Raw genomic sequence first — 12304 nt, 5'->3', positions numbered from 1 at the left:
TGTGACGAACGTCCGGCAATGGCGTTGGGGCCATTGGCGGGTGTTGTGTCATCGGTGCTCCAACCAGTTCACCACACCGGCGAACCGCCTTCACTCCGGGGCGTCGCCGGGCGGTGAGCGACCGGTCCGCGACGGGCCGGCGAGCGGCCGGCCCGCGAGCGGCCGGCGAGGGCCGGCCGGGACCGGGGTCAGTCCGCGACCCGGGTGACCAGGATCGCGACGTCGTCGCGCAGGTTGCCGCCGGCGAAGCGCTCGGCGGCTGTGAGCACCCGGTCGGCCACCCCCTGCGCGGACAGGCCCGCACAGCCGGCGACCGCGTCGACCAGCCGTTGGTCGCCGAACAGCTCACGCCCGCGGCGCGCCTCCACCACCCCGTCGGTGTACAGCACCAGGGACTCCCCGGCGTGCAGGTGCAGGTCCAGGCCGGGGAAGGACGTCTCGTCGTCGTCGAGCACGCCCAGCAGCGTGCCTGTCCGGCCGACGAGCGAGGCCGTGCCGTCCTTGTGCAGGACGACCGGCTGCGGGTGGCCGGCGAGGTGCAGGCGCAGCCGGGCGCCGTCGGTCTCGGACGGCAGCAGCGACGCGGCGGCCAGCGTGCAGAACCGGCCCTGCCCGTTCGGGTGCGAGGTGGCGGTGTCCCGCAGTGCCCGGTTCAGCTCGACCAGCAGCTCCTCGAGGTCCGCGCCCCGCCCGGTGAGCAGGCGGAGCACGGCACGGGCCACACCGGTGACGGTGGCGGCCTCCGCGCCCTTGCCGCAGACGTCGCCGATGGCCACCGTCCAGCCGGTCGGGCCGGAGATCAGGTCGAAGAAGTCCCCGCCGACGTCCAGGCCGGCGGACTGCGCGGCGCCGTAGGCGGAGCCGAGATCCATCCCGGGGATGCGGGGCAGCGCCGGCGGGCGCAGGCCGGCCTGCAGGGTGCCGGCGAGCTCCACCTGGCGGCTGTAGAGCCGGGCGTTGTCCACGGCGAACGAGGCGCGCCGGGCCAGGTCCGCGAGCAGGTCGATCTCGTCCGCGAGGAAGGTGTGCCCGGCCGAGCGGCCGAGCGCGAGCACGCCGAGCACCCTCCGGCGCGCCTGCAGGACGACGACGAGTGCCGGCCCGCCGAACGCCGTGACGGTCTGCACCTGGTCCCCACGGGCGGCGCGTACGGCGGCCATGAGCGCGCCGTCCGGGTCGACGGCGGCCTCGTTCAGCGCCGCGGTCTCCGACTCCTCGGCATGCCCGACCGCCTGGAGCTTCGGGCCGGCGTCGTCCCGGTTGAGGTACACCGCGCACCACTGCGCGAGGCGGGGGACCGGCAGCCGGGCGAGCAGCGTCAGCGAGTGGGTGAGATCCAGGCTGCCCGCGAGCAGGTCGGACGCCTCGGCGAGGAAGGACAGCATCCCGATGCGGCGCTCCTCCGCGCGCCGCATGTCGCCGCCGCCGAGCGCCAGCGCCATCCACCGCGAGACGAGCTGGATCCGCTCGATGTCGAACGGGTCGCGGTCGAATTCGGCGTGGTGGACGGCGGCGTGGTGGGCGCCGTTGCCAGGCTCATGGCCCGCGCCGGGCTCGCCGGGATCGCCGGGCACGCCGGCCGGGCGGTCGTCCGCGGCGCGGTACGGCCACAGCAGGAGCTCGCCGAGGCTGTCCTGCGTCGGGTCCAGGGCGAACACCCGGGCGTCGGCGCTCGGCCCGGTACGCCCGAGCGTGGCCACCGTCTCGGTGCGCACACCGTCCTGCGAGGGGCGCTGTACCCGGCCACCGACGGCCGGGACGGCGTCCAGCAGCTGGGCGAGCAGTTCGGAGACCTCGCCCTCGGCGGTCAGCGCCCGCGCGGTGTCGCGGGCCAGCAGCCGGGGCATCCGGGTCGACATCGCCGTTGGCGCCCGGGCCGTCACCGTGGTGGTACCGGCGCCCGCGCCGGCGGTGGTCATCAGGAGATCGTCGACAGGCGACGCGCCGAGCGGGCCCGGAGGAGGGCCCGAAGGTGTGGGCTGTGGGGGTACCGGATCGTGGGTGATGCTCGGCGCGGAATGGACGTCGTCCAGCGAGGCCGACCGCCGCGGGTCCTCCCGCCGCCGGGATTCCAGCCGGAACCAGACCGTCTTCCCCCCGGCCACGTGCTCCGTTCCCCAGGAGCTGGCGAGCGCGTCTACGAGGGCCAGCCCGCGTCCGTCCTCACGCAGGCCGTCGATGCCGGCCGTGCCGCCGCCGATCGTCTCGAACCCTTCAAGTCCTTCCAGGCTCTCCAGGCTCTCGATGTCCTCGTCGGGGTCGGTGGGCTGCGGCCGGCGCACGGCCGTCTCGCGCCGGCCGACGCCGATGCGCACGGGATGGCGGTCGCCCACGGCCACCCGCACGCTGCCGTGCTCCTCGGCGACGTCGACCGTCGCGACCGTGCCGGCGTGCACGACCACGTTGGTGACCAGCTCGGTGACCAGCAGCAGCGCCGAATCCAGCGTGTCCTCGTCCAGCCTGCCGCGCAGCGTCTCCTGCACGAACCGCCGCGCCGACCGGGGTGAGTCGGCGGTCGGCGGGAGGGCGACCGAACGCGGTGGAGTGCGCCGGTCTCCGGCCTGTGCCGCGGGGTCGGCGTTCATGTGGCTCAGTCTCTCCTGCGTTGTCCTCGGTAAGGCGGATACTGGCGGCTGGTGCGTTCGGTCCGAGCGCTCTTGTCATGAAGTTGTGCAGCGTGAAGTTGCTCAGCTGGGGACAAAAGTCCACGGCAGAACCACAGTCCGGATCGACCGCACGACACCATCACACCTCCCCTCCACGGATGCATTCCGCACCACTGACCGCCCCACGCCCGTCCGCCGCCGGATCTGGACCACACTGCCGACGGCCCCCCGTGGGCCGGCGCCCCACAAGCCGGACCACCAGCGACCCGACGACCAGCAGCCCGACCACCAGCGACCGAACCCGCACAGGCCAGTCCCGTCCGATCCCCAGGAGCCAGCCGAACGGATGCGAGCCGCATGGACACCGACCCGACAGCCGCCGACCCGACAGCTGCCCGCCCTCCGCCGGCAGCGGCCCGGGCCTGGTCGCGCACCCCACGGGGTGGTCACCGAACCCACCGACGTCGGTGCCGGAGTCGTTTTGAAGCGGTTCGCAGCCCCGATAATTCCACCGTCACAGGCAAGGTAGGAGACTGATGAGCGCCGACGCGAGCCCCGACCGCCAGCAGTTCCCCGCGAGTGCCGGGGATTCCGGTGGCCCGCCCGCGGGTGCCACGGCCACCCTGCCGGTGAACGCCGCGGTGAACAGCACGGGCACGGGCGCCGCCACGGGGCCCGGCGGTGGCACGGACGCCCTGCTCTCCAGCCTGCTCACCGGGCTCGACCGGCTCGTCGACGGCGAGTTCGGCGTCCGGCTGCCGATCGGTGACGGCGTCGGCGGGGACGTCGCCCGCCGGTTCAACGAGCTCGCCGGGATGCAGGAGCGGCACGCCCGCGAGGTTTCCAGGGTGAGCAAGGTAATTCGACGTGACGGTCGTCTCACCCTGCGAATGGACGACCTTGGTGGCAGTGGCGGCTGGGACGAGCTCACGCTCTCGGTGAACTCGCTCATCGACGACCTGGCCCGGCCCACCCACGAGGTCGCCAGGGTCATCGCCGCGGTGGCGGAGGGTGACCTCTCCCAGCAGATGGCGCTGGAGATCGCCGGGCAGCCGGTGCGTGGCGAGTTCCTCCGGATCGGCACAACCGTCAACACGATGGTGGACCAGCTCTCGTCGTTCGCCGACGAGGTGACCCGGGTGGCGAAGGAGGTCGGTACCGAGGGCAACCTCGGTGGCCAGGCCAAGGTCATGGGGGTCTCCGGGGTCTGGCGGGACCTGACCGAGTCAGTGAACTCGATGGCCGGCAACCTGACCAGCCAGGTCCGCAACATCGCCCAGGTGACCGCGGCGGTGGCGCAGGGTGACCTGTCGCAGAAGATCACGGTCGACGCGCGCGGTGAGATCCACGAGCTGAAGTCGACCGTCAACACGATGGTGGACCAGCTCTCCGCGTTCGCCGACGAGGTCACCCGAATGGCGAAGGAGGTCGGCACCGAGGGCAAGCTCGGCGGCCAGGCCCAGGTCAAGGGTGTCTCCGGGGTGTGGCGTGATCTCACCGACTCGGTGAACGTCATGGCCGGCAACCTCACCACCCAGGTGCGCAGCATCGCCGAGGTCGCCGCCGCGGTGGCCCGCGGTGACCTGACCCGCCAGATCACCGTCGACGCCCGCGGCGAGGTGGCGGGTCTCGCGCACACCCTGAACACGATGGTCGACCAGCTCTCGTCGTTCGCCGACGAGGTGACCCGGGTGGCCTGGGAGGTCGGTACCGAGGGCAACCTGGGTGGTCAGGCGCACGTTCGGGGGGTCTCCGGGGTCTGGCGGGATCTCACCGAGTCGGTGAACTCGATGGCCGGCAACCTGACCAGCCAGGTCCGCAACATCGCCCTGGTCGCGACGGCGGTGGCCCGCGGTGACCTCTCGCAGAAGATCACCGTCACCGCGCAGGGTGAGATCCTCGAGCTCAAGGAAACCCTGAACACCATGGTCGACCAGCTCTCGTCGTTCGCCGACGAGGTGACCCGGGTGGCCAAGGAGGTCGGCACCGAGGGCAACCTGGGTGGTCAGGCGCACGTTCGGGGGGTCTCCGGGGTCTGGCGGGATCTCACCGAGTCGGTGAACTCGATGGCCGGCAACCTCACCGGCCAGGTCCGCAACATCTCCGCGGTGACCAGGGCGGTGGCCCGCGGTGACCTCTCGCAGAAGATCACCGTCACCGCGCAGGGCGAGATCGCCGAGCTGAAGGACACCGTCAACACGATGGTCGACCAGCTCTCGTCCTTCGCGGCCGAGATCACCCGGGTCGGCCGCGAGGTGGGCGTCGAGGGCAAGCTGGGCGGCCAGGCCACGGTCGCCGGTGTCGCGGGCACCTGGAAGGACCTGACCGACAACGTCAACCAGCTCGCGTCGACGCTGACGATCCAGCTCCGCGCGATCGGTGACGTGTCCACCGCGGTGACCCGCGGTGACCTGACCCGCTCCATCACGGTGGAGGCCGAGGGCGAGGTCGCCGAGCTCAAGGACAACATCAACCAGATGATCGCCCGGCTGCGGGAGACCACCGAGGTCAACGCCCAGCAGGACTGGCTCAAGTCGAACCTGGCCCTCATCGGCAGCAAGATGCAGGGCCAGCGCGACCTCTACACCGTCTGCCAGATGATCATCAGTGAGATGACGCCGGCCGTGAACGCCCAGCAGGGCACGGTCTACCTGCTCGACTTCATCGAGGGCGACAAGCTGCGCTACGTCGCCGGCTACGGCTCGGTGCCGCGGCGCCGCTCGGACGGCACGTTCCTGTTCGGCGAGGGCCTCATCGGCCAGGCGGCGCTGGAGAAGAAGCGCATCCGGGTCGAGGACGTGCCCGCCGGCTACCTCAACATCCGCAGCGGCCTGGGCGAGGCGCCGCCGTGCGACCTGGTCGTCGTTCCGGTCATCTTCGAGAACCAGGTTCTCGGTGTGATCGAACTGGCCTCTTTCACCCCGTTCTCCGACCTGCACCTCACGCTCGTCGACCAGCTCGTCGACACCATCGGCGTCGTCCTGAACACGATCATGGCGAACGCCCGCACCGAGGAGCTGCTCGCCCAGTCGCAGCGGCTGACCCAGGAGCTGCGCTCGCAGTCCGTCGAGCTCCAGCGCACGAACAACGAGCTGGAGGAGAAGGCGGCGCTGCTGGAGGAGAAGAACCAGGAGATCGAGCTGGCCCGGATCGGGCTCGAGGAGAAGGCCGAGCAGCTCGCGCTGTCCTCGCAGTACAAGTCGGAGTTCCTGGCGAACATGAGCCACGAGCTGCGCACCCCGCTGAACAGCCTGCTCATCCTCGCCAAGCTGCTGGCCGACAACCCCGACCACAACCTGAGCCAGAAGCAGATCGACTTCGCCGAGACGATCCACTCCGCCGGCTCGGAGCTGCTCGGGCTGATCAACGACATCCTCGACCTCTCCAAGGTCGAGGCCGGCAAGATGAACGTCGACGCCGGCCCGGTGCGCACCGCCGCGCTGTGCGACGCGGTGGCGGGCGTGTTCGGGCCCACCGCCGAGGAGAAGGGCCTCACCTTCGAGATCAGCGTCACCGAGGACGTGCCGGACGAGTTCGTCACCGACGAGCAGCGCATCCAGCAGGTGCTCAAGAACCTGCTGTCGAACGCGGTCAAGTTCACCGACGCCGGCACCGTCCGGCTGGACGTCGCCGTCGCCTCGCCCGACACCCCGTTCGTCGCGCCCAGCCTGCGCTCGGCGCCGATGGTGCTGTCCTTCGCCGTCACCGACACCGGCATCGGGGTCGCGGCCGAGAAACTCAGGATGATCTTCGAGGCCTTCCAGCAGGCGGACGGCACGACCTCGCGCCGCTACGGCGGTACCGGCCTGGGGCTGTCGATCAGCAAGGAGATCGCCCGCCTGCTGGGCGGGTCGATCGCCGTCTCCAGCCAGATCGGGCAGGGCAGCACGTTCACCCTGTTCGTCCCGTCGGTGATGCCTCCGGAGGCACCCGCGGGCCCCCACCCCGGCGAGCCCGACGGCGTCCTCATGATCGTGGACGGTGCCGTCCAGCCGCGGTCACGGGCCGACGGCGGGGACGACGGTCGTGGGCCGGTGCTGGCCGGCGTCGAGCGGGCCGCGCTCGTCCCGGCGGAGCGCAGGCCGGCGGCGCCGGAGTCGCCCGGTGACGCGGCGCACCGGGAGAGCGCCGGCCCGGCTCCTGCCGGCACGTCCAACGGGGCGGGCACCGGCAGGCAGCGTGACGGCGAACGGGCCTACGGAGCGCCCGGCCGGCCCGTCGAGCCCAAGGCGGCCCGCCGATTGTCGCGCACCTCGTGGTCGGGCCGCGGCGGCACCGACGCAGCCGGCGACCGGACGCCCGCCGAGGGCACCCCGTTCCTCACCGACCCACAGGCGCCCGCGCGGCCGCCGACGACGAACCTGGACGGCGGCGACCCGCTCGTGGGCGCCAGCATCCTGGTGGTCGACGACGACGTCCGCAACGTGTTCGCCCTGACCAGCGCGCTGGAGATGCACGGCATGCGGGTGCTCTACGCCGACAACGGCCACGACGCCATCCGGATGCTGCAGCAGGACAACGCGCCGGTGCACCTGGTGCTGATGGACGTCATGCTCCCGGGCATGGACGGCAACGAGACCACGTCGGAGATCCGTGCGATGCCGGCCTTCGCGGCGCTGCCGATCCTCGTGCTGACCGCGAAGGCGATGCCCGGTGACCGGGAGAAGAGCATTTCCGCCGGTGCGAGCGACTACATCACCAAGCCGGTAGACCTTGATCACCTCCTCGGAGTGATGCGGTCGTATCTGTGATGATCAGATCGCGTATGGTGCGCATTCGGGTATGTGTCGACGGGCCGGTGCTGGACCGGACATGCCGATCGGCGATGGTTGAGCAGTGGTGCCATCACCACGAACACCCAGGCCGACCGGCGAAGGAGGAGGCAGGCGGGTGACCGAGCGGACCGGCGGTCCTGTCGACACCGAGGGCGCGTCGAACACTGAGCGGCCCCGGAGCAAGATCCTCCTGGTGGACGACCGACCCGACAACCTGATGGCGCTGGAGGCGATCCTCGCCTCCCTGGACCAGGATCTGGTGACCGCGTCCTCGGGCGAGGAGGCGCTCAAGCGCCTGCTCATCGACGACTTCGCGGTCATCCTCCTCGACGTCCAGATGCCTGGAATGGACGGCTTCGAGACCGCGCACCGGATCAAGCAGCGCGGGCGGACGCGGGACACTCCGATCATCTTCCTGACGGCGATCGACCGCGAGCCGCACCACGCCTTCCGGGGTTACGCGGTCGGCGCGGTGGACTACATCGCCAAGCCGTTCGATCCCTGGCTGCTGCGGGCCAAGGTGAGCGTCTTCGTCGAGCTGTTCGAGAAGAACGAGCGGCTGGCCGAACTCGCCCACCAGCGGGTGCGCGACTTCGACCTCATCACCGAGGTCGCCGAGCGCCTGATCGCGCTCGACGTGCTCCTCGACGGCGCCGCGACGTCGAACGAGGAGACGCTCGCCGCCGCGAGCGCCGAAGTGCGCGGCCTGGTCTCGCGGCTGCGGCCCTTCGCGCGCTCGACGGGCGGCCAGGTCGAGTAGCCGCTGCCGGCGCCGGCCTGCGCCGGCAGCGGCGGGGCCGGTAGTTGCCCGCCGACTGGCGGGTTGCCGTTTCGTCCCCCTGCCGTGTGCGCCGACGGTAAGGTCCCTCGTACCGGGAGTGGTCGCGAGGGGGCGGGTCGATGGCGGGCGGCGACCCGCACGCGATCGCCGCCGAGGATCTGCCCCGGCTGCGGCTGCCCTACGCCGACGGTCTGATCACCATCGACCGGGTCCGCCGCTTACCCGACTCCCCGGTCTGCCGGGTGCGGCCCGGCGACCCGGCGGAGGGCTCGGTCGTCACGCTGGTCGACTTCGTCATGGCCGACCCCGCCCAGGCCGCCCGCACGGCCACCGCCCTGGTGCGGGCGGCCGACCTGACGGCCGTCGCCGTGCACGCGCGCTACGCGCCGACAGCCGCCGCGGCGCTCGCGGTCTGCTTCGCGGGCCGGGTCCGCGATGCCCGGGCCGGCCGCGGCCTGTCGGTGCGGATCGTCGTCGCGGACCATCGCCCGGAGCTTTCCGGCCCGCCGCCCGGCAGTGCGGGTGTCGTCGCCGTCGGTGGTGCCCGTGGCCCGGCCGGTGCCGGTGCCGCCGGTGACGCCGGTACGGGGCTGATTCGGGTGCCGCACATCGTGGCCATTCATGACTGGCCGAATGGTCCGAGTGGTCCGCAGGGTGGTCCGAAGGGGCCTGTGGGGGTGACGGACCGGGTGGTGTGGGAAATCATGAGCGCGGACCAGCATCGGGCGTGGCTGGGTGGGGTTCCCGGCCCGGATCGGGATGGTCTGGAGCGTCACCTGGGCGGGCTCGTCGCGCTCGCCGGGCTGGTAAGGGCGCCAGGTGCGCAGGTCCCGCACCGCGAGGAGGTTCTCCGTGCGCTCGCTGGTGGCCCGTTGACGACCGAGGCGGTGCACCGCCACCCGGGCCCGTTGCTCGCCGCCGCGGCCGTCCTCGGGAACCGCGAAGCGTAACCAGGCCGCGTAGGCGCCCGACCGCGCCGATAACATGCGGTTGCGCCCGACGCGCCTGCGACATCCCGTTACGGGGTTTCACAAATATTTCGGAGGTGTCGAATCTGTGGTCATTGCCCGGCGACACCTCGAACGTTCGCGCGGCAATCAACCGGTTTCGATCGGTCCGTATGCTGTAGAACGTCAGCTCCTCGAGGCCGGAACCGGGCCGGTCTATCTCGGGCGGGATCCCGAGGGCGGCCAGGTGGCCATCAAAGTGATCAGCGCGGCGTTCGCTCGCGACCATGATTTCCGCCGCAGGCTGCGCGCCGATCTCGAGACTGTCCGCGCACTGGCACCTCCGTGCCTGGCGGACATCATCGACGCCGACACATCCGCCCATCCGCCGTATGTCGTCACCGAGTTCGTGGACGCTCCGACCCTGGCAGCGACGGTCGCGCAGGGCGGTCCGCTGGCGGTGCCCGACGTTCGCCGGCTCGCCGTGGCGCTCGGTTCGGCGCTGACGGGGCTCCATGGTGCCGGTCTCGTCTTCGGTGACCTTAAACCGGCGAATGTGGTGCTTTTCGAGGGTGGAATCCGCCTCGTCGACTTCGGGTTGTCGCGAGTTCTGAACACCGTTGCCCTACCGGGTCGCGGCGGATCAGGGCCCGGGATGGGTACCCCCGCATTTATTACCCCGGAGCATGTCCTGGGGCAGCCGCTCACGATGGCGTCAGACGTCTTCACGTGGGGTGGAGCAGTCCTCTTCGCCGCGACCGGACGGCTGCCGTTCGGTAACGGATCACCGCAGGTTCTGTTGCAACGTGCGGTCTATGCGGAACCTGACCTCACCGGTTTGGACCCGGTACTACGCGACGTAGTCAGCGCCACGATGCGTAAGGATCCCTCCCGCCGACCCGGCGCCGCGGAGCTGCTCGAGGTGCTCGGACGACTCGTCGGGGGCCTCCCGGCACCCACGGGCCTGGATCCGCTCGAGATCGCCGTCGCGGCGGCCGTAAGCGCCGCCGCCCCGCCCACCGAGACGCCCGCCGCCCCGCCTGACGAGATGTCTGCGGTCGAGGCACCTGCCGACACCGCTGGCGTCGTCCCGGCGGCCGCTGTGGCAGTCGCCGAGGCCGCCGAGCCCGCCCCGGTGCCGGCGAGCGCGCCGGACGCGGTTGTCGCTCCGGATCCGACGCCCGACTCCGATGCCGAGCCCGCGCCCGCGTCTGCGGCCCCGGCGGAGTCTGAGACGGAGGTCGAACCCGAGGCCACGGCCGAGTCCGAGCCCACGGCGGAGTCCGAGCCCACGGCGGAGTCCGAGCCCACGGCGGAGTCCGAGCCCACGGCGGAGTCTGAGACGAAGCTTGAACTCGGGCCCGAGGCCTCGCTCGAACCTGAGCCCACGGCGAAGTCCGAAGCGAGGCCCGAGCCTGAGAGCGGTCCCGGGGCTGGCACCGGGGCGGCGGCCAGCGCTGCCGCCGAGCCCGGGATCGGAAGGCCGCCGGCTCAGTCTTCGGAGCCGGCCCAGCCATCGGAGCTGTCGGAGTCCACTGCGCCGGCCGACGGACGTCGACGGCCTGACGGGCACTGGTTGTTTCGGCTGTTCATGGCGGGGATCGCCAGTCTCGCCGTCCTGACCATGGCGGTCGAGATCACGGGGGCTGTTCGGGCCCAGGCCGCGGTGCAGGCGTCCAAGGCCACCGCCGGTCAGGCGCGCGCCCTGCTGGAGCGTCAGCCGGACCTCGCCGGCCAGCTCGCCGCGGCGGCCTACGAGATCGCTCCGACCGCGGCGGCCGGCGAGGCGCTCATCGCCGCGGCCGTCCGTCGGAGCGGCCACCTGCCCGGCGACGTCCGCGACCTCGCCGTGGCCCCGGATGGCAGCAGCATCGTCACCGCGGGCGACACCGGTGCCGGCCTCTGGAACCTCACCGACCCGTCCGCCAACCGTCGCATCACCGCGTTCCCCGTTGACGGGCCCGCGGTCAGCGCTGTGGGCTACGTGTCGCCCCCCGGGCGGACGGCCGCCGCCGGCCAGATCATCGTCACCGCGGCCGGCCCGGCAGGCGCGGGCGAGAGCAAGGTCCAGCTGTGGCGGGTGACGCCGGACGGCGCGGTCGAGCGGCTCGGCGTGCTCGCCGGGCACACCGGCACCGTCGGCGAGATCGCGGTGAGCCGGGCCGGCGACGCGATCGCCACCGGCTCCTCGGACGGCATGCTCCGGCTGTGGGACGTGGCCGACCCACGCGCCCCCGCCGAGCTCGCCGTCCTGCGGACACCCGGGCCGATCACCGCGTTGGCGTTCTCCCCGGGCGGGGATCAGATCCTGGTCGGCGGGGCCGCCCGCCTCTCGCTGTGGTCGCTGCATGATCCGCGTCAGCCGCGCCGGCAGGGCCTGCTGCACGGCGAGGGCGTGGTCGCCGGCGCGTCCTACTCCCCGGACGGCCGGACGCTCGCGGTAGCCACCACCGGCCTGCCGGACGCCGCGACGGAGCCCGGGGCGACCGCCGGCGTTCCGATGGCGGTCGCCTCGTCCCTGGCGCCGCCGGAGAAGTCGCGGTCCGTGGTGGAGATCTACCGGCCGGGGGACCCGCGGGGGCTGCACCGGCTCACCTCCTTCGCCCCCGCGAGCGGCGCGGGAATGGTGGCCTTCTCACCGGACGGGCGGGCACTCGCGGTGGCCGCCGCGGCGGGCGGCGGCGACGTCGGCGTCTGGGACATGTCGAACCCGGCCCGGCCGCGCCCCCGGCTCATCCTGCCCACGCCCGCGGCACCCTCCGACTCCGCCGGACCCTCCGACTCCGCCGGACCCTCCGACTCCGCCGGACCCTCCGACTCCGCCGGACCCTCCGACCTCGCGGCGCTCGCGATCGCCGGGTCGGCGCCCGCCTCACCCGAACCGGCGGCGCTCGAATCGGCCACGCCCCAACCGGTCAGCATCGCGCCGACCGCGCTCGCCTTCGCCGACGGCCCCGTCCGGACACTCGCCGTCGCCGACGGGAACGGCGCGCGCGTGTGGGATCTCGACCCGCGGACCGCGCGGGACCAGGTCTGCGGCCGGGCCCAGGCCGAGATCACGAGGCGGGACTGGCGCAGGTACATCCCCGACCGCCACTACTCGCCGCCCTGCCTCCGGAACTGACCACCGACCGGGACACCGCCCCGACCCTCCGGCCCTGCCTGGGCCGGCCCAGGCAGGGCCCGACCCCCACC

The 12304-nt window shown here is 72.5% G+C and carries 5 protein-coding genes; 4 read left to right on the top strand and 1 reads right to left on the bottom strand.

The annotated features are described in order from the left end of the window. Positions 1–188: 188 nt before the first annotated feature. Positions 189–2585 carry a SpoIIE family protein phosphatase gene (locus AC559T_RS12425; RefSeq protein ID WP_498868797.1) on the bottom strand — a complete coding sequence of 799 codons (2397 nt, stop codon included), beginning with the start codon at positions 2583–2585 and terminating at the stop codon, positions 189–191. A gap of 557 nt (positions 2586–3142) precedes the next feature. On the opposite strand from AC559T_RS12425, the gene AC559T_RS12420 reads away from it, so the two are divergent. The 4 genes from AC559T_RS12420 to AC559T_RS12405 all read left to right on the top strand — a co-directional run bounded on the left by AC559T_RS12420 (position 3143) and on the right by AC559T_RS12405 (position 12233). Continuing rightward, on the top strand, positions 3143–7357 hold the full coding sequence (locus AC559T_RS12420; protein WP_498868796.1) for a HAMP domain-containing protein: 4215 nt from the start codon (positions 3143–3145) through the stop codon (positions 7355–7357). A 139-nt stretch (positions 7358–7496) separates the two neighbouring features. Further along, a complete protein-coding gene (locus tag AC559T_RS12415) occupies positions 7497–8141 on the top strand; it encodes a response regulator (RefSeq protein ID WP_071060049.1) in 645 nt (214 codons plus the stop codon). 140 nt (positions 8142–8281) lie between these two features. Then, positions 8282–9112, top strand: a complete 831-nt coding sequence (locus tag AC559T_RS12410; protein WP_498868795.1) for a hypothetical protein — start codon at positions 8282–8284, stop codon at positions 9110–9112. Positions 9113–9218: 106 nt separating this feature from the next. Next, the gene (locus AC559T_RS12405) at positions 9219–12233 is read left to right on the top strand and encodes a protein kinase domain-containing protein (protein ID WP_498868794.1); all 3015 of its coding nucleotides are present in this window, start codon (positions 9219–9221) and stop codon (positions 12231–12233) included. Positions 12234–12304 lie beyond the last annotated feature (71 nt).

The organism is Frankia sp. Hr75.2, from assembly GCF_949319125.1.
Lineage (GTDB): Bacteria > Actinomycetota > Actinomycetes > Frankiales > Frankiaceae > Parafrankia > Parafrankia soli.
Note: the sequence above shows the minus strand (reverse complement) of the source record. Positions and strands in the feature narration are given on the sequence as shown.